General features: G+C 71.8%; 16 protein-coding genes and 1 riboswitch. Of the genes, 12 read left to right on the top strand and 4 right to left on the bottom strand.

The features are described 5' to 3' along the window. Nucleotides 1-69 precede the first annotated feature (69 nt). Both OHA65_RS15820 and OHA65_RS15815 read right to left on the bottom strand, forming a co-directional pair. Nucleotides 70-252 (bottom strand): antitoxin, encoded by a 183-nt coding sequence (locus OHA65_RS15820; protein ID WP_327283758.1) that lies wholly within the window; start codon nt 250-252, stop codon nt 70-72. Nucleotides 253-337: 85 nt separating this feature from the next. After that, nucleotides 338-1,183 carry a hypothetical protein gene (locus OHA65_RS15815; protein ID WP_371643745.1) on the bottom strand — a complete coding sequence of 282 codons (846 nt, stop codon included), beginning with the start codon at nt 1,181-1,183 and terminating at the stop codon, nt 338-340. Between the two features lie 279 nt (nt 1,184-1,462). On the opposite strand from OHA65_RS15815, the gene OHA65_RS15810 reads away from it, so the two are divergent. Continuing rightward, nucleotides 1,463-2,062, top strand: a complete 600-nt coding sequence (locus tag OHA65_RS15810; protein ID WP_405762022.1) for a hypothetical protein — start codon at nt 1,463-1,465, stop codon at nt 2,060-2,062. Next, nucleotides 2,059-3,567 carry a serine/threonine-protein kinase gene (locus OHA65_RS15805; RefSeq protein WP_327283755.1) on the top strand — a complete coding sequence of 503 codons (1,509 nt, stop codon included), beginning with the start codon at nt 2,059-2,061 and terminating at the stop codon, nt 3,565-3,567. Before OHA65_RS15810 ends, OHA65_RS15805 begins: the two co-directional genes overlap by 4 nt. A gap of 42 nt (nt 3,568-3,609) precedes the next feature. On the opposite strand, the gene OHA65_RS15800 is transcribed toward OHA65_RS15805, so the two are convergent. Next, complete coding sequence (locus OHA65_RS15800) at nt 3,610-6,003, bottom strand: YfhO family protein (protein WP_327283754.1); 2,394 nt, start codon at nt 6,001-6,003, stop codon at nt 3,610-3,612. A gap of 192 nt (nt 6,004-6,195) precedes the next feature. Between OHA65_RS15800 and OHA65_RS15795 the strand changes: the two genes are divergently transcribed. Then, nucleotides 6,196-6,822 carry a SurA N-terminal domain-containing protein gene (locus OHA65_RS15795; RefSeq protein WP_328762980.1) on the top strand — a complete coding sequence of 209 codons (627 nt, stop codon included), beginning with the start codon at nt 6,196-6,198 and terminating at the stop codon, nt 6,820-6,822. A 52-nt stretch (nt 6,823-6,874) separates the two neighbouring features. Next, nucleotides 6,875-7,927, top strand: a complete 1,053-nt coding sequence (locus OHA65_RS15790; RefSeq protein ID WP_328762979.1) for a nucleoside triphosphate pyrophosphohydrolase — start codon at nt 6,875-6,877, stop codon at nt 7,925-7,927. A 28-nt stretch (nt 7,928-7,955) separates the two neighbouring features. Here OHA65_RS15790 and OHA65_RS15785 read toward each other — a convergent pair whose 3' ends face one another. Further along, nucleotides 7,956-9,164, bottom strand: a complete 1,209-nt coding sequence (locus OHA65_RS15785; RefSeq protein ID WP_371643742.1) for a globin domain-containing protein — start codon at nt 9,162-9,164, stop codon at nt 7,956-7,958. A 115-nt stretch (nt 9,165-9,279) separates the two neighbouring features. On the opposite strand from OHA65_RS15785, the gene OHA65_RS15780 reads away from it, so the two are divergent. The 8 genes from OHA65_RS15780 to OHA65_RS15745 all read left to right on the top strand — a co-directional run bounded on the left by OHA65_RS15780 (nt 9,280) and on the right by OHA65_RS15745 (nt 18,482). Further along, nucleotides 9,280-10,554, top strand: a complete 1,275-nt coding sequence (locus OHA65_RS15780; RefSeq protein WP_327283750.1) for a cytochrome P450 — start codon at nt 9,280-9,282, stop codon at nt 10,552-10,554. Nucleotides 10,555-10,656: 102 nt separating this feature from the next. Then, nucleotides 10,657-11,691 carry a transglycosylase family protein gene (locus tag OHA65_RS15775; RefSeq protein WP_327283749.1) on the top strand — a complete coding sequence of 345 codons (1,035 nt, stop codon included), beginning with the start codon at nt 10,657-10,659 and terminating at the stop codon, nt 11,689-11,691. Between the two features lie 282 nt (nt 11,692-11,973). Continuing rightward, nucleotides 11,974-12,142, top strand: a riboswitch (cyclic di-AMP (ydaO/yuaA leader). A gap of 2 nt (nt 12,143-12,144) precedes the next feature. Further along, nucleotides 12,145-12,855: a transglycosylase family protein gene (locus tag OHA65_RS15770; protein ID WP_327283748.1), complete on the top strand. Its 711-nt coding sequence runs from the start codon at nt 12,145-12,147 to the stop codon at nt 12,853-12,855. Nucleotides 12,856-13,120: 265 nt separating this feature from the next. Then, complete coding sequence (gene eno, locus OHA65_RS15765; RefSeq protein WP_327283747.1) at nt 13,121-14,410, top strand: phosphopyruvate hydratase; 1,290 nt, start codon at nt 13,121-13,123, stop codon at nt 14,408-14,410. 129 nt (nt 14,411-14,539) lie between these two features. Continuing rightward, complete coding sequence (locus tag OHA65_RS15760; protein WP_327283746.1) at nt 14,540-15,028, top strand: septum formation initiator family protein; 489 nt, start codon at nt 14,540-14,542, stop codon at nt 15,026-15,028. Nucleotides 15,029-15,074: 46 nt separating this feature from the next. Beyond that, complete coding sequence (locus OHA65_RS15755) at nt 15,075-15,641, top strand: DUF501 domain-containing protein (protein WP_327283745.1); 567 nt, start codon at nt 15,075-15,077, stop codon at nt 15,639-15,641. Further along, the gene (locus OHA65_RS15750; protein ID WP_328762975.1) at nt 15,638-16,636 is read left to right on the top strand and encodes a Ppx/GppA phosphatase family protein; all 999 of its coding nucleotides are present in this window, start codon (nt 15,638-15,640) and stop codon (nt 16,634-16,636) included. The genes OHA65_RS15755 and OHA65_RS15750 overlap by 4 nt, the downstream gene beginning before the upstream one ends. A 460-nt stretch (nt 16,637-17,096) precedes the next feature. Continuing rightward, nucleotides 17,097-18,482, top strand: a complete 1,386-nt coding sequence (locus tag OHA65_RS15745; RefSeq protein ID WP_327283743.1) for an NAD(P)/FAD-dependent oxidoreductase — start codon at nt 17,097-17,099, stop codon at nt 18,480-18,482. Nucleotides 18,483-18,586: the final 104 nt, after the last annotated feature.

Here is an 18,586-nt window from a genome sequence, read left to right as displayed (position 1 = left end):
CGCACGCGCCTGCCCGGGAACCGGTAGTGCCGGTTCCCGGGCGTGGTCGGCACAGGGCCGCCGGTGGGGCTACCTGTTGGGGTCGTCGTCGATCCCCAGGCGCCGCTCAGCCTCCTGCTGGCCCTGGTCGACCTGTTGGGTGTACTTGCCGCCGGTCCGCTGGTTGATCTGCTGCTCGGTGGCGTCGGACGCCTGCTTCGCCTGCTTGCTGTGGCCCTGGAGCATGGCTTTGGCCTTGTCGAAGATCCCCATCCGAGGGCTCCTTCCATATCCCTTTTGCACGCTACGCGCGTTTCGGGGGATCCGCCCGCCGAGGCCGAGGGCCGGGCCGCAGGGCTCAGACCGATTCGGCGGGGACGCCGCTGCCCAGCTTCGACAGGTCCAGGACGTCCGCGCCTTCCGGCAGGGCCGTATCGACCGGCGTCCCGAAGGCCGAGAAGAGCATCTCCCCGGTCTCGTCACCCGACATGGTGGACTTGAGGACGTACGGAGTGCCCTGGGTGGCTATGTAGTCGGTCTCCGTGCCCTCTTTGGTCGCCGTGATGACCGCCAGCGCCTGCTTGCCGTCGATGGTGACCGTCTCGCCCTTGCGGGCGAGCGGGTTGGGTCGGCCACCGCCGCCCGTCAGCTTGTCCAGGTCGCAGATGTGCCCCACCGCCGACGCCCGGGCGTCGGAGAGCGGCATCTTGAGCCAGCGGTCGGCGAGCATCGTGACCATCGCGTCCGTCTGCTTCTTGGGCGTGTGCTTCTTCGCGGCCGTGCCCCGCCAGTAGTCGGCATCGCCCTTGAAGTGGATCAGCTCGGGGGACTTGACGATGTCCACCTTGCCCATCCCCTCGTACCGGATCGTGCCGTTGCAGCTGCCCTTCTTGTCCAGGGAGAGTTCGAACTCCGCCGGGTTGCCGTCCTCACGCATCTTCGCGGCGACACGGGCCGATTCGACCGTGCGCATGGCCTCGTGCGACCGGCTCAGGACCTCGGCGCCCGACAGGTCGGCGAGCCCGCCCGTCGACTTGCCCTTGGCAGCCGGCGGGGGCGTGGCCCCGGCCGGGACCTGCCCCGCGGCGCGGGCGTGCCTGCCGATGTCGGCGGCCTTGCTCCCGCCGACGGGCGCGCAGGCCGTCGTCACCCCGAACAAGGCCGTCGTGGCCAGTACCGAGACACCGATGGTCCGGCTCCGCATGTGGATTCCCCCCTGGAACGACAACTCGACGGCCGAGCGTAGTCGCCGCCGGTCAGGGGCCGTCGATGATTTCCGCGCGGCCCGCGCGGCCCGCGCGGCCCGCGGTCGGACGCAGGTGTGCGGCGACCCTGCAACGGTTGCGCGCATCCCCTCACGAGCGGCCGGAAACGCTGTATACGCTCAGACCCGAACTTTCGTCGACACGGTCCGTCAGGAGCAGCGATGCACGGCCCCGGCCTCCCGCCGCAGCAAGGCCCCCAGCCCAGTACCGGGGGAGTCGTGGCACTGCGCGTGCTGTTCGCCCTGCTGCCCGTCCTGAGCTGCGGCTTCCTGGGCTGGGGCACGATGCTGCGGCTCGCGGTCGTCACCCGCAAGCCCCGGGACTGGTGGCTGCTGGCCCTCAACTGCGTGCTCACCGTCGCCTGGATCGCGCTGATCGGCGCCGACCCGACCCCCAAAACCGACGGCTGGCAGGGCAACACCGGCGCCTTCGGCGTCATCCTGACCGGCTTCGCGACCTGCGTGTACTTCCTCGTCGCCGACATCCGCCACCACGAAGCCCGGGCCGTCGCGGCCCGGACCGGCGCCTGGTACCCGGCGCAGCCCGCGCCGTACGTGCCGCCGCAGCAGCAGCCCCGCCCCGCGTACGGCTACCCGCCGGTCCAGCAGACGCCGATCCCGACGCCGACGCCGACGCCCACCCCGACGCCCAACCCGAACCCCGCGCCCGGCCCGGCCACCCCGCCGCGGATCGGGCAGGTGCGCGCCGAGCTCGACGAGCTGAGCGAACTGCTGCGCAAGCAGACGCCGAACCCGCACCCGAACCCGCAGGCGAACCCGAACACGCCCGGCAACGAGGGCGAGGGCCCGGCCCGGTGACGGACGACGACCGGATCATCGGCGAGCGCTACCGGCTGGCCTCCATCCTGGGACAGGGCGGCATGGGCCAGGTCTGGACGGCGTACGACCAGCGCCTGGACCGCCGCGTCGCCGTCAAGCTGCTGCGCCCCGACAAGGTGGCGGGCCCCGGCTCCGTCGCCGACGAGCTGCGCCGCCGCTTCGTGCGCGAATGCCGGGTCACGGCGCAGGTCGACCACCCGGGCCTGGTGACGGTCCACGACGCGGGCAGCGACGGCGACGAGCTGTTCCTCGTCATGGGCCACGTCGAGGGCACCGACCTCGCGGACCACCTCGCGCAGCACGACCCGTACCCCTGGCCCTGGGCGGTCGCCGTGGTCGCGCAGCTGTGTGGGGTGCTGTCGGCCGTGCACGCGGTGCCGATCGTGCACCGCGACCTCAAGCCGCGCAACGTGATGGTCCGCCCGGACGGCACCGTGCTGGTCCTCGACCTCGGTGTCGCCTCGGTCATGGACACCGACACCACCCGCCTCACCAGCACCGGCACCCCGATCGGCAGCCCGGCGTACATGGCGCCCGAGCAGGCCATGGGCGGCGCGGTGGGCCCCTCCACCGACCTCTACGCCCTCGGCGTCCTGCTGTACGAACTCCTCAGCGGCAACGTCCCGTTCGCCGGGTCCACCGCGCTCGGCGTGCTGCACCGCCACCTGTACGAGCCGCCGGTCCCGGTGCGCAGGCTGCGCCCGGAGGTCCCGCACCAGTTGGAGGCGGTCCTGCTCCACCTCCTGGCGAAGGACCCGCAGGAGCGGCCCGCCTCCGCGCAGCAGGTGTACGAGGCCCTCGTGCCGCTGCTGCCCAAGGACGGCACCCCGAAGGGCGCGCTCGACCCGACCCGCCCCTTCCTGCGCCCGCACGCCCCCTGGCCGGACCGCGCCGCCACCATCCCGCCGCAGCCGTCCGCACCGCCGACGCCGGTCCGGCCGGACATCCCGGCCGCGGTGGACGAGGCCCGCAGCCTGCTGGACCAGGGCCGCCTCACCCAGGCCGTGGACATCCTTGGAGGCATCCTCCCGGCCGCCGCCGCCGAGCACGGCGAACACTCGCCGGTGGTCCGTTCCCTGCGCAAGCAGTACGCCGCCACGCTCATGGACGACGGCCAGTACCGCCGCGCCCTGCCCGAACTGCGCCGCCTCGCCGAGGAGTTCCCGGCCGGCGACGCCCAGGCCCTGCGCTTCCGCTACGACGCGGCGCAGTGCCTGGAGCAGCTCGGCGAGGCCGGGGCGGCCCTGGCCGAATACCGCTCCCTGCTCCCGCTGTTCGAGAACCACTACGCCAACCCGGACCCCGGCCTGCCGCTGGAGGTCCGCAGGCGGATAGCCCATCTCCAGCTCTCCATGGGCGACCGCATGGCGGCCCACGACACCCTGGCCCGCCTCCTGTTCGACGCGGACCGCGTCCACGGCCCGGCGCACCCCTTCTCCACGGAGGTACGCCGCACCCTCCACTGGCTCAGCCAGGTCCGCTGAGGCCCGCGGCGCCGCACGCCCCGGAGCGTGCCGCGCCGCGCCCTACGCGGACAGGGCGTGCTCGTCGGGCCGGGCGGTCCGTCCGGCCCGGGAACCGCGTCGGCGCTGCGCCGCCAGGAAGACGGCCAGGAGCAGCAGGGCCGTCGCCGCGACGGCCGTGCCCGGCAGGAGACCCGGGGGCCGGAAGGTGCAGCTGATCGTCGTGGTGCCGGGGGTCACGGGGACGGAGACCAGCCCCAGGTAGCCGGCGGCCGGGTGGCCGTTGCAGGTCCAGCCCGCGATCGCCGGGGACGACAGGACCGCCGTTCCCGTGGTGCCGGCCGGGACGGTGGCGCGGATGCCCGAGGAGCCGACCCGCAGCGAGGTCGGAGCCGTCGCTCGGAGCGCGGCCACCGCCGTGTCCAGGCGCCCGCGGTCCAGGCAGGACAGGGCCCGGCGCGGCGGCGCGGGAGCGTCGAAGACGAGGGCCGAGGAGGCGCCCCGGGAGGTGCCGAGCGGCTGGAGGGCCGCCCGGTTGCGGGGCGCGTTGCCGTTCAGCCGGAAGGCGGGACCGTCCGCGAGGCGGGCCGTCGCGTTGTACTCCGGGGCCCACAGGTAGGCCTCCGTGCCCGCGCGGCAGACCCCCGGCGCGACGGGGTCCTCGTACACGGCGGCGCCCAGCAGGAGTTCTTGGTTGGCGAACGGGGGCCCGTCCGCATAGGACGGTGCGGGTCCCGGCGGGCGGACGGTGATCAGCGGGGGCACCTGTGCGCGGCCGACCGTGCCGTCCGGGCGCAGCCGGGCGCCGACCGCGAACACCGCGTCCGTCACCGGGTTGTCGATGCTCTGCACGTTGCGCCCGCGCGAGGTCCAGCCCGCGCCGAGGGCCACCATCGTCCGCGTGAACACGTCCGGGGTGTGGCTGCTGTAGTACGCGCCGCCCTCCCCGCCGAGCAGCAGCGGATCGTTGCCCGACAGGGCCGGCCGGCTCGGGTCCGTGCGGTACCCGGGCCAGCCCTCCGCGCCGGCCAGGGCCGCGGAGCGCGCGGTGTGCGCCGCACCCCACGAGGGGTAGTCGTCCAGTCCGGCCAGCTTCCCCTTGTGCCCGAACGCCGTCGTCGCGGCCGCCTGTCCGACCAGTACCAGCGCCAGCACCCCGGCCGCCGGGAGGACCAGCCTGCGGTGGCGCAGGCACCACCAGGCCGCCGCCGCGAGCGCGAGCCCGCCACCGAACAGCCCGAACCCCCACGTCGTCGCCAGCGTGCTGCCGCTCGCCGCCAGCGCCGCCGCGGCCAGTACCGCCGTGCCCGCCGCCAGCGCCCGAGGCCCCGGCAGCCCGGCCGCCAGCGCGGTCCACGCGGCGATCACGGCCACCCCGGCCAGGACGAACGTCTGCCGGTAGGGGCTGCCGTTGGGGGTCGCGAACACGTGCCAGGCCAGGTGCGTCGGCGTCCACTGGAAGGAGACCAGCACGGCCGCGGTCAGCCCCGCCCACCACAGGCGGGTGCGCACCGGCACCGCCGCGTGGAAGGGCAGGGCCGCCACCAGCAGCAGCGTCCCCGTGCCCACGAACAGCGCCGGCGAAGAGAAGGAGTACGTCGCGGGCAGGATCCGCGCGAACACGTCCGGCCAGGACACCGGCTGGAACTGCCGCGTCCACCCCGGGTACGCCTGCTTCGAGCTCAGGAAGAGGGGGACCAGCACCGGAGCCGACACCGCGATGCCCAGCAGGGTCGTCGCCGCCCCGCGGGCGAGCACCCGCACCCGCGCCCGTACCCCCTCACGCGTCAACACCACCCGCACCAGGAGGACCAGCGCCGCGCCCAGCGTCGCCATGTACGCCGTGTAGAAGTTCGCCGTCCAGCACAGCGCGACCACGAGGACGGCGGCCGCCGGCCGGCGGCCCCGCAGCGCCCATTCCCCCGTCAGACACAGGAGCGGGAACGCGATCAGCCCGTCCAGCCACATCGGGTTGTACGAGGCCTCGATCACCGACCAGCCGCACAGCGCGTACGAGGCCCCCAGCAGCGCCGCCGCCCACCACGGCCCGCGGCGCTGGGTGCGCAGCAGCCAGACCATGGCCGCCGCCGCGGCCGCCGTCTTGAGCACGGTGACCACGTACACCGCGAGGTCGATGTCCTCGCGCGGGAAGAGGGCGACGAGCACCGCGAAGGGGCTGGAGAGGTACGTGCCGAAGTCGGGCAGGAAGCTCGTGCCGTAGCCGGACTGCCAGTTGAACAGCAGACCGCCCTGCGCCCGCCCGTGCAGGAGGTCCCACAGGTGGGCGTGGAAGGGGACGAACTGGTTGCCGAGGTCGTTGATGCTGCGGTGGCGGTGCCCGTACGGGAACACGCGGGCGACCGCGTCCCCGGTGCACACGGCCACCACCGTGATCAGGGCGGCGAGGGCCGAGCCGGACAGGCTCCGGCGGCGCGGCGAGCGGTGCGGTGTCGACATGGTGGGCCGACCTTGGCAGCACCGGTGGACCGGAGGGTGGCCACAGAGTGGCGGGCACATCAACAGACGCGCACCCCGACACCCCGGGAATCGTTGGTCGAACCGGTGGCTCCGATCACCCTGACTGCATACCATCGATCACCGCACGGCCCTTGTGCACCGACGCACAATCTCCCGGCCCTGGAGGCTCCTTTGCACCGTCGCACAGCGCTCTCCGTCTCCGCCGCCCTGCTCGTGGCGGCCCCCCTGCTGTCCGCCTGCTCGGGCCAGGCCCGCCCCGGCACCGCGGCCGTCGTCGGCGGTGAACGGATCACCACCTCCGCGCTCCAGGCCCAGGTCAACGAGGTCCGCGCGGCGCAGAACGAGTCCGGGCCGACCGCCGCCCAGCTGATCCAGGCCTCGCCCGGCCTGGAGCGCATCAAGCTCAACAAGATGATCCAGACCGTCGTCCTGGAACGCGCCGCCGAGGACGCGGGCGTGAGCGTCGGCGAGAAGGAGGTCCAGGACTTCCGCAAGGCCCAGCTGGAGAAGGCCGGCGGCAGTGAGAAGCTGGCCGCGGCGGCCCTGGAGCAGGCCCAGCTGGCGCCCGACCAACTCGACGCCGACGCCCGTTTCAAGCTGTTGCGCGACAAGCTCTTCGACCACTACGGCAGCCAGGACAAGGCCGTCGAGAAGCTCGCGTCCGCAGCGAAGGCGCTGCACATCGAGGTGAACCCGCGCTACGGCGTCTGGGACGCGCAGCAGATCGTGCTCGGCGACCAGGACACCCCCTGGATCGTCCAGCGGACCCGGACCGAGCAGCCTCCCGCCGGAACCTGAGCGACCCGGGGCACCCCGGCCGCAGGCCGGGGGGAGGAGGTAGGTTCGGAGGGTGAACGACCACGCCGCCGAACCCGCCCCCGCCGTGCCCGCGGCCGACGCATCCGCCGTCGGCCGGATCGTCCTGCTGACCGCCAGCCACCGGGTCGCCCCCGGGCTGCTGTCGTGGCCGGCCTGGCAGACGCTGCACGCCGCGGACCGGGTGCTGTGCGCCGACCCGGGCCACCCGCAGCTGCCGTACCTGCGGGAGGCGGGCGTAGAGGTCGCGCACGAGACCCCGGACGCGCGCGAGTTGGTCGAGGCCTGCGCCGGCGGCCGCACGGTCGTCGTGATCCCCGGCGGCGAGGGCGACCAGCGGCTCACCGACGGGCTGGCCCGGCTCGCCGGCTCCGGCCGCGTCGACATGCCCGACCTCGAACTGCTGCCCGGCTCGTACGATCTGCCCGGCGCCCGCCTGCTCGACCTCGTCCAGGTGATGGACCGGGTCCGCCGCGAATGCCCCTGGACCTCGCGCCAGACCCACGAGGGACTGGTCAAGTACGCCATCGAGGAGGCGTACGAGCTGGTCGAGGCGATCGAGGACGGGGACAGGGAGGCGCTGCGCGAGGAACTCGGTGACGTGCTCCTCCAGGTGGTCTTCCACGCGCGCATCGCCGAGGAGCACCCCGAGCAGCCGTTCTCCGTCGACGACGTGGCCGGCAGCCTCGTCGAGAAGCTGATCCACCGGCATCCGCACGTCTTCGGGGACGCCCAGGCGCAGACCCCTGAGGACGTCAGCGCGCACTGGCAGCGCACCAAGGCGGTCGAGAAGCAGCGGGAGTCGGTCACCGACGGGATTCCGCTGGGCCAGCCCGGACTCGCGCTCGCGGCCAAGCTCGCCGGCCGGGTCCGCGCGGGCGGCGTGGCCGTGGAGCTGCCCCGGGGCGAGGGCATCGGCTACGAGCTGCTGGAGCTGGCGGCGCGCGCCGAGGCGGCGGGGATCGACCCCGAGACCGCGCTGCGGGCGGCGGCCCGCGTCTACCGGGACGCGATCCGGTCCGCGGAAGGAGTCGGCGCGGACACTGGCGAGGACGCCGGCGAGGACGGCGAGGGCCCCGGCGCGTAGCCCGCGTCGTTCTGCCGCCGGAGCCCCCTCAGGCCCGCGGCGAGCGGCCCGACGGGTCGTGCCAGTGCGGCGCCGGGCGGCTGAGGAACCACTCGCCGAAGCCCAGGGGGCGTCCGTTCGGGCCGTGGCCGGCGGTGGGTACGCAGTCGTGGAAGATCCGCCCGGGCGGGGCGCCCAGTTCTTCCAGCAGGTGCACTGTCTGCTCGACGAACGGCGGCGGGCCGCTGAGGTAGACGTCCTGCTCGGGCCACAGGGCCCGGTGGCCGAGCGCGGTCGCGAGCCGCCCGGTGGCCTGGTTGCGGTGCCGCCCGGGGGCCGGCGTGATGTAGGTGACGCCGAGCCAGCCGAAGGTGGCGGCGTACTCGTCGATCAGCGGGCGGTCGTAGAGGTGCGCGGCGTCGCGGGCGACGACGAAGAGCCGTACGTCCTGATCGGGGGGTTGCCCGGCGAGCTCTTCCAGCATGGCCCGGATCGGCGCCCAGCCGGTGCCCGCCGCGATGAGGCTGACGGGGCGGCCGGCGCGGCGCAGGGTCAGCTGCCCGCCGGCCGCGCCGAGCCGCAGCACCTCGCCGGGCCGGGCCTCGCGGACCAGGGCGGTGCTCAGCCGGCCGTGGTCGACGCGGCTGACGTGCAGGTCGAGGGTGCCGTCGGGGCGCGGGGCGTTGCCGATGGAGTACGTGCGCCAGGTCGCCGGGACCCGCTCGCTGCTCACGCTCACGTACTGGCCCGGTACATGGGGGTAGGGGGCGTGCGGGCGCAGGGTCAGCACCCCTATGTCCTGCCCGTACTGGAGGTGGCGGACGATCTCGGCGTCCCACCACGGGGGGTCCTCGCTCGCGGCGGCCCCGGCCATCATGGCGTCGGCGATCACCTGGTAGGCCTCGGACCAGGTCTTCTCCACGTCCGGGGTCCAGGCCTCGCCGGAGGTCAGGGCAAGCGCGGCGAGCAGGCTGGAGCCGACGGCCGCGTAGTGCTCGGGGCCGGCGAGGAACTTGCGGTGGTCACGGCCGAGGGCGTGGAGATAGGGGAGGAGGCTCTCGTCGCCGAGGCGGGCGACCACGTGGGCCAGTGCGGCGAAGAGCCGGTCGCGCTGGCGTTCCATGCCCTCGGTGGAGGCCGGGAAGAGTTCACGGAACCCGGGGTTGTGCCAGAAGAGGTGGGAGTAGAAGTACTTGACCGCGTGCTCGGCCCGTCTCTCCACCACCGCGAAGCTGCTCTTCAAGATCCTCACATCCACAAAACCGAAAGTAGGAACGTCGGGCAACGCGACGTCAAGCGATGGCGGATCTACGGACAGCCGCGGCGAACACCCCATATGGGATGGCCGCCGGCGCGCGGGATACGGTCAGCGGGTGCACGAGCCGACCTCCGCAGCCCCCCACGACAACACTCCTCCCCAGGGCCCGACCCTGTTCGACTGGGAGTTCGCCACCGATCCGTACCCGGCGTACGCCTGGCTGCGCGAGCACTCCCCGGTGCACCGCACCAAGCTGCCGAGCGGGGTCGAGGCCTGGCTGGTCACCCGGTACGCCGATGCCCGCCAGGCCCTCGCCGACCAGCGGCTCAGCAAGAACCCGGCGCACCACGCGGAGCCGGCGCACGCCAAGGGCAAGACCGGGATCCCGGGGGAGCGCAAGGCGGAGCTGATGACCCATCTGCTCAACATCGATCCGCCGGACCACACCCGGCTGCGGCGGCTGGTGTCGAAGGCGTTCACTCCGCGCCGGGTCGCCGAGTTCGCCCCGCGGGTGCAGGAGCTGACCGACCACCTCATCGATCGGTTCGCGAGCAGGGGTGAAGCGGACCTCATCCACGAGTTCGCCTTCCCGCTCCCCATCTACGCCATCTGCGAGATGCTCGGCGTACCGCGCGAGGACCAGGACGACTTCCGCGACTGGGCGGGGATGATGATCCGGCACGGCGGCGGTCCGCGGGGCGGGGTCGCCCGCTCCGTGAAGCAGATGCGGACCTACCTCGGTGAACTCATCCACCGAAAAAGGGATGATCTGGGCAATGATCTGATTTCGGATCTGATCCGCGCGAGCGACCACGGCGACCACCTGACGGAGGCCGAGGCCACCGCGATGGCCTTCATCCTGCTCTTCGCCGGCTTCGAGACGACCGTCAACCTCATCGGCAACGGCGTCCACTCCCTCTTCATGAACCCCGACCAGCGCACCCGCCTGCAGGACTCCCTCGCCGCCGGGGAGAGCGGCCTGCTGGAGACCGGCGTCGAGGAGCTGCTCCGCTACGACGGCCCCGTGGAGCTGGCCACCTGGCGGTTCGCCACCGAGGCGCTGAGCCTCGGCGGCCAGGACGTCGCGGCCGGCGACCCGGTGCTCGTGGTCCTCGCCGCGGCCGACCGGGACCCCGAGCGGTTCGCCGATCCGGACACCCTCGACCTCTCCCGCACCGACAACCAGCACCTCGGATACGGGCACGGCATCCACTACTGCCTGGGCGCGCCGCTCGCACGACTTGAAGGACAGACGGCGCTTGCGAGTTTGCTCACGCGTCTGCCGGATCTGGAACTCGCTGTTCCGCCCAACGAGCTTCGCTGGCGCGGGGGTCTGATCATGCGTGGCCTGCGCACTCTTCCCGTCCGGTTCGCACCTCGAAACACCTGAACGTCCCCTGACCAGAAGTCAGCCCCGGTCAAGAGTTGTGACTTGCATGCCAAGAAGGCTAGGTTCTGCCGTTACCCAGTCGTTATGCGAAAGGTGCAGCTCATGCGTTCCGGGAACGGCCGCCACAGACGCCCCCGCCAGGTACCCGCGATAGTCGTCACCGCCGGAGTCACCGGCTCCGCGCTGGCACTGCCGCTGCTCGCCGCCACCAGCGCGAGCGCGGCCGACACCTCCACGTGGGACAAGGTCGCCGAATGCGAGAGCGGCGGTTCCTGGAGCGCGAACTTCGGCAGCGGGTCGTACGGCGGACTTTCGTTCACGCAGGAGCAGTGGAACGCCTCGGGCGGCCAGGAGTTCGCCGAGCGCCCTGACCTCGCCAGCCGTTCGCAGCAGATCGCCGTCGCCGAACGCGTGCTGGGTACCCAGGGCCCCCAGGCCTGGGGGCAGTGCTCGGAGTCGGCAGGACTGACCCGGCAGTCCCCCGCGGCGGCCGTGGACCCCGGCCTGCCCGGCACGCTCGGTCCCGTCGCCCCCAGCGCCTCGCGCCCCGACAACTCGGTCCCGAAGGGCGGCTCCGGCGCGAAGGCGACGGACTTCGGCGCCCCGACCCCGGCTCCGGCCCCCGACTTCACGCTTCCGCCCGCGCCGCTCGCGCCGAGCAGCGGACTGCCCGTCATGCCCGATCCGGACGCGCCGTCCACGTCGCCGACCGTCCCGGTGCTCCCGGGCGACCCGACCACCACCCCGGGCACCCCCACGGCCCCGACGACGCCCACCGCGCCGGGAACTCCGACCGCTCCGGCCCACCCGGCGGACCCGACCGCTCCGATCACCCCCGGGGCCGACCCCACCGCCCCCGCGGCCCCCGGCGCCCCGGGTGCCTCCACCGACCCGGCCGGCATCCCGGACACCTCCGGCAACGGCAAGCACCGTGGTACGCCCGCCGTTGAGGTTCCCGTCACCTCTGCCGCGGCGTCGAACCCCTCGTACACCGTCCAGGAGGGCGACAGCCTGGCCACCATCGCGACCGCCAGGAAGGTCAAGGGCGGCTGGAACGCGCTCTACGCGGCCAATGAGCAGGTCATCGGCAAGGACGCCGATCTGATCAAGCCCGGTCAGAATCTGGATCTAAGTTAGTAATAACGGCACTTCGGGCACCCGGAAAGAGTGGAATGTCCGCTATCTGCAAGTGAGACATGTGTCTCTTCCGGTCAACTGGCGTGTCCCGTCTGCCGTCTTCCGCAAACCCGCTCCTCACCTGCGCAAACGCCCTTAAAGGGAGCGCAAGTAGGGCCCGTTTCTCCCCGGTGTTCCTCGTTGAACATCGGGGAGAGACCTGTCTACCTTCTGAGTCGCCCGCCACCGCGGGCTCCTTCGACCGCATCGCCGAATCCTGCCGGCGGACGGGGGGAACAGTCGTCGCGTAAAGCGCCGAAGGCAGGAGCGGGGGAACCAAGGTAGGCGCCGGGACCGGCCGTTGAGAGACGGCCACGGAAACGGCTAGGGGTTAAGTCGTGCGCCATGCACGGCCGGGCACTCATCAGCCCGAACCCGACAGCTCACCTCGTAGGCGTCGGTGAGGAGAACTCCATGCTGCTTTCCGGCAAGGGCAAGCACCGCCGCGCCACGGCCATCGAACGGACCACCCGCATCGTCACGCTCGCCGGCGTCGCCGGTGTCGCGGTCGCCGCGCCCCTGATGGCGGCCGGTTCGGCCTCCGCCGCCACCGGCTCCGAGTGGGACCGCGTCGCCCAGTGCGAGTCCGGCGGCAACTGGGCCATCAACACCGGCAACGGCTACTACGGCGGCCTGCAGTTCTCGTCCTCCACCTGGGCCGCGTACGGCGGCAAGGCCTACGCCTCGCAGGCCAACCAGGCTTCCAAGTCGCAGCAGATAGCCGTCGCCGAGAAGGTCCTCAAGGGCCAGGGCAAGGGCGCCTGGCCGGTCTGCGGCAAGGGTCTCTCCAACTCCTCCTACAGCGGTGGTGGTACGACCGACACCCCGAAGAAGACGGAGACGAAGACCGAGACCAAGAAGACCCAGCCGAAGAAGACCGAGCCGAAGAAGGAGACGACGAAGCGCTCCGAGGCTCCGGCTCCGACGACCCGCTCCGAGCGCGCCGAGGCCCCGGTCATCAAGACCGGCAACGGCTCGTACGAGGTCAAGTCCGGCGACACCCTGGGCACCATCGCCGAGGCCAACGGCGTCAAGGGCGGCTGGGAGAAGCTCTTCGAGCTCAACAAGGACATCGTCTCGGACGCAGACCTGATCTTCCCGGGTCAGATGCTGAAGCTCAGCTGAATCCTGCCGTAACAATCGCGGCAGCATGCACGGCACGCGACATCCCCACCGCCCGGCGCGACTCCCCCCACGCGCCGGGCGGCGGTGTTTTCCCGCCCCGATCCGGCGCCCCTATGTCCTGGAAGGCGGGTATTCGGGCCCTTTTTCGTCCCAGGAGGCGGGCGGTCGGCGGGCCGAATGCCCGGAGCCGGTTAGGCTCTAGTCGGCAAGGCCGTCCCACGGCCTGACATGCCACCGCACACCCAGCGTCACATCCCAGAAGGAGATGCTCGTGCCGTCCATCGACGTCGTCGTAGCCCGGGAAATCCTGGACTCCCGAGGCAACCCCACGGTCGAGGTCGAGGTGGGCCTCGACGATGGCAGCACCGGCCGTGCTGCAGTTCCGTCCGGTGCCTCCACCGGTGCCTTCGAGGCCATTGAGCTCCGTGACGGTGACCCCAACCGTTACATGGGCAAGGGTGTCGAGAAGGCCGTCCTCGCGGTCATCGAGCAGATCGGCCCGGAGCTCGTCGGCTACGACGCCACCGAGCAGCGCCTGATCGACCAGGCCATGTTCGACCTGGACGCCACCGACAACAAGGGCTCGCTCGGCGCCAACGCCATCCTCGGCGTGTCCCTCGCCGTCGCGCACGCCGCGTCCGAGGCCTCGGACCTCCCGCTCTTCCGCTACCTCGGCGGCCCGAACGCGCACCTGCTGCCCGTTCCGATGATGAACATCCTCAACGGTGGGTCGCACGCCGACTCCAACGTGGACATCCAGGAGTTCATGATCGCCCCGATCGGCGCGGAGTCCTTCTCCGAGGCGCTGCGCTGGGGTGCCGAGGTCTACCACACCCTCAAGAAGGTCCTGCACACCAAGGGCCTCTCCACCGGCCTGGGCGACGAGGGCGGCTTCGCCCCGAACCTGGAGTCCAACCGCGCCGCGCTCGACCTCATCATCGAGGCCATCAAGCAGGCCGGCTACACCCCGGGCAAGGACATCGCGCTCGCGCTCGACGTCGCCGCGTCCGAGTTCTACAAGGACGGCAAGTACGAGTTCGAGGGCCAGTCCCGCTCGGCCGCCGAGATGACCGACTACTACGCCGAGCTCGTCGAGGCGTACCCGCTCGTCTCCATCGAGGACCCGCTGTTCGAGGACGACTGGGCCGGCTGGAAGACCATCACCGACCGCCTGGGCGCCAAGGTCCAGATCGTCGGCGACGACCTCTTCGTCACCAACCCCGAGCGCCTGGCCCGCGGTATCGAGGAGGGCTCCGCGAACGCCCTGCTCGTGAAGGTGAACCAGATCGGTTCGCTGACCGAGACCCTCGACGCCGTCGAGATGGCCCAGCGCAACGGCTTCAAGTGCATGATGTCGCACCGCTCCGGCGAGACCGAGGACGTCACCATCGCCGACCTCGCCGTCGCGGTGAACTGCGGCCAGATCAAGACCGGCGCCCCGGCCCGCTCGGACCGCGTCGCCAAGTACAACCAGCTGCTGCGCATCGAGGAGATCCTCGACGACGCCGCGGTGTACGCCGGCCGCTCCGCCTTCCCGCGGTTCCGCGCGAACTAAGCGCTGCCGGCGGGCACGGCAAGGGGCAATCACGCTCTTGCCCTTCCCGCCTCCGTACGTCCCCGCACTCGGTCCCGTACCGTGTGCGGGGACGTATTGCGTAGCGCGTACATAGGGGAGGCGGGATCAATGGCCGGGAACCGGGATCGGTTCTCCACCTTCTCCACCGCGACCAGGCTCAAGCAGCTCGGCGAGCGGACCGCCGCCCACGTCTACCGCTCGCAGACGCGCCGCCAGGTCCGCCGCAGCCGGCTCACCGGCCGGGCCGCGCTGCTGGTGCTCGTCCTCTGTACGCTGGTCGTCGCCCTCGCGTATCCGATGCGTCAGTACGTGTCCCAGCGTTCGGAGATCGCGCAGCAGCAGCGGGCCGCCGAGGCCGCGAGCCGGCGCCTCGAACGCCTCCGTGACGAGAAGGCCCGCTGGCAGGACAACGCGTACGCGGAGCAGCAGGCGCGCAAGCACCTGCACTTCGTCCGCCCGGGCGAGATCAGCTACATCATGACCGACCCCGGGGCCGGGGCCGCCGAGCGGCACCGCACCGGAGCAGCCGGATCCGACCGGCCCTGGTACTCGAACGTCTGGGACGGCGTCGACAAGGCGGACCGCCCCGGCGAGTGACGAGCACCCGCACCCACCCACGAGAACGAAGAGACTTCCTGTAGGCATGCAGACGCCCCCGCCCCAGACCGACCGGACCGAGCCGACCGACGCGGACATCGAAGCGTTCCAGCAGCAGCTCGGCCGCCCGCCGCGCGGGCTGCGCGCCATCGCCCACCGCTGCCCCTGCGGCCAGCCGGACGTGGTGGAGACCGCGCCGCGGCTCCCCGACGGCACGCCCTTCCCGACGCTGTACTACCTCACCTGCCCGCGCGCGGCCTCCGCCATCGGCACGCTGGAAGCCAACGGCGTGATGAAGGAGATGCAGGCCCGGCTCGCCGAGGACCCCGAGCTCGCCGCCGCCTACCAGGCCGCGCACGAGGACTACATCCGCCGCCGCGACGCCATCGAGGTGCTCCAGGGCTTCCCGAGCGCCGGCGGGATGCCGGACCGGGTGAAGTGCCTGCACGTGCTGGTCGGCCACTCGCTGGCGGCCGGACCCGGCGTGAACCCGTTCGGCGACGAGGCCCTGGCGATGCTGCCGCAGTGGTGGGCCAAGGGCGCCTGCGTCACGCCGTGCGCACCGAAGGCGCAGACCGCGGAGGCCGCGGAGCAGCAGGGACCGGACGCGTGACCCGGGTCGCCGGCATCGACTGCGGTACGAACTCCATCCGTCTGCTCGTCGCGGACTTCGACCCCGCCACGGGCGAGCTGGTCGAACTGGACCGGCGTATGACGATCGTCCGGCTGGGCCAGGGCGTGGACAAGACGGGCCGGCTGGCCCCGGAGGCGCTGGAGCGGACCTTCGCGGCGTGCCGCGAGTACGCGGCGGTGATCAAGGAGTTCGGTGCCGAGCGGGTGCGGTTCGTGGCCACTTCGGCCTCCCGCGACGCCGAGAACCGGGACGAGTTCGTCCAGGGCGTCTTCGCCATCCTGGGCGTCGAGCCCGAGGTGATCTCCGGTGACCAGGAGGCGGAGTTCTCCTTCGTCGGCGCCACCAAGGAGCTGACGGGCGCCACCCTCCCCCAGGCCCCGTCCGGTGCGACCCCCCTGGAGAAGCCCTTCCTGGTGGTGGACATCGGCGGCGGCTCGACCGAGTTCGTGGTCGGCGAGGAGCACGTACGGGCGGCCCGTTCCGTCGACGTGGGCTGCGTCCGGATGACCGAACGGCACCTGGTCGTGGACGGGGTGGTCACCGACCCGCCGACCGCGGAGCAGATCGCCGCCATACGGGCCGACATCGAGGCGGCGCTGGACCTGGCCGAGCAGACGGTCCCGCTCGCCGAGGCGCGCACGCTGGTCGGCCTGGCAGGCTCGGTGACGACGGTCGCCGCGATCGCCCTCGGGCTGCCGGAGTACGTCTCCTCGGAGATCCACCACGCGCGGATCCCGTACGCGACGGTGCGGGAGATCAGCGAGCGGATGCTGACGGCCACGCACGCCGAACGCGCGGCGATCCCGGTGATGCACCCGGGCCGGGTGGACGTGATCGGTGCGGGCGCCCTGGTGCTCCTCGCGATCATGGAGCGGACCGGAGCCGCGGAGGTCGTGGTCTCGGAACACGACATCCTCGACGGAATCGCGATCAAGACGGCCGAAGAGGTCGAGGCCGACCGCCTGCGATCCTGACCCCTACCCGCCCCAACAGCGGCGCTCCGGTGGCTACCGGAGCGCCGCTGCCATGTTTTGGGCGGGTCCAGAGGACCTTCGGAAGCCCTTACGGGGGTCTTAGGTCCCCTCCTCCACAGAAAGTTCGTGAAGTTCTTCACAAGGAAAAGAGGCCTGATGGGCCACGGGAAGGGTCCTTCGGGGTGCTTCCGGGGCCCACGGGCCCTTTTCATGCGGGCGTTCGTGCGATTCGGGCGTCGACTCCGGTGTAGTCGGTAGGTATCCACCAACCCGGTGGTCTACTCCGGTTACGGGCTTGGAGGCCAGTTCAGGACGGGTGAACAACGACTCCCGTTACACCTTGGTTCCCGTTTCGCGCCATGACCTCCGTCACGTGGGCCGCGCAGTGTAGCAGAGGCCTCATGGCACCTTGTGAAGGGGCTCACGAGCGGCACCCCTTTGGGTGCTGGATACTCGTTCCATGAGCACCACGGAGCGTCCCAGGATCCTCGTTGTAGGAGGTGGGTACGTAGGCCTGTACGCAGCCAAGCGCATCATGAAGAAGATGCGCTACGGCGAGGCGACCGTCACGGTCGTCGACCCGCGCTCGTACATGACCTACCAGCCCTTCCTCCCTGAAGTGGCCGCAGGCAGCATCTCGCCTCGGCACGTCGTCGTCCCGCTGCGACGCGTGCTGCCCAAGGCAGAGGTTCTCACCGGCCGGGTCACCAGCATCGACCAGGACCGCAAGGTCGCCGTCGTCACGCCGCTCGTCGGCGAGGCGTACGAGCTGCCTTTCGACTACCTGGTGATCGCGCTCGGCGCCGTCTCCCGCACCTTCCCGATCCCCGGCCTCGCCGAACAGGGCATCGGCATGAAGGGCGTCGAAGAGGGCATCGGCCTGCGCAACCACGTCCTTGAGCAGCTCGACAAGGCCGAGTCCACGACGGACGAGAACGTCCGCCGCAAGGCCCTCACCTTCGTCTTCGTCGGCGGCGGCTTCGCCGGTGCGGAGACCATCGGTGAGGTCGAGGACATGGCCCGCGACGCCGCGAAGTACTACACCACCATCAAGCGCGAGGACATGCGCTTCATCCTGGTGGACGCGGCCGACAAGATCCTCCCCGAGGTCGGGCCCAAGCTCGGCACCTGGGGCAAGGAGCACCTTGAGTCGCGCGGCATCGAGATCTACCTCAACACCTCGATGGACTCCTGCGTGGACGGCCACGTGGTGCTGAAGAACGGCCTTGAGGTCGACTCCGACACCCTCGTGTGGACCGCCGGCGTCAAGCCCAACCCGGTGCTGGCCCGCTACGGCCTGCCGCTGGGCCCGCGCGGCCACGTCGACACCGCCCCGACCCTCCAGGTCCAGGGCAGCGACTACATCTGGGCCGCGGGCGACAACGCCCAGGTCCCGGACATGGCCGCCCGCAAGGCCGGTGTCGAGAACGCCTGGTGCCCGCCGAACGCCCAGCACGCGCTGCGCCAGGCCAAGGTCCTCGGCGACAACGTCATCTCGGGCATGCGGGGCTTCCCGCAGCACGAGTACGCCCACTCCAACAAGGGTGCGGTGGCGGGCCTCGGCCTCCACAAGGGCGTCGCGATGATCGTCATGGGCAAGATGAAGATCAAGCTCAAGGGCCGGCTCGCCTGGTACATGCACCGTGGCTACCACGGCATGGCCATGCCGACCTGGAACCGCAAGATCCGCGTCTTCGCCGACTGGACCCTCGCCATGTTCCTCAAGCGCGAGGTCGTCTCCCTCGGCGCGCTGGAGACCCCGCGCGAGGAGTTCTACGAGGCTGCCAAGCCGGCGCCGGCTCCGGCCGCCACCGCAGCCCCCGCCGCGAAGGCCAAGGCCTCCTGACCCGGGCCTGACCGGCAACTCCTCCAGCACGTCCCCGAAGGGGCCGCCCGCCATCCGTGGTGCGGGCGGCCCCTTCGGCGTTCCCTCCCGGTTGAGGGCCTCCG

Origin of the sequence: Streptomyces sp. NBC_00045 (genome assembly GCF_045041095.1) — a bacterium.
Lineage (GTDB): Bacteria > Actinomycetota > Actinomycetes > Streptomycetales > Streptomycetaceae > Streptomyces.
This window is presented reverse-complemented; position numbering and strand designations above follow the sequence as displayed.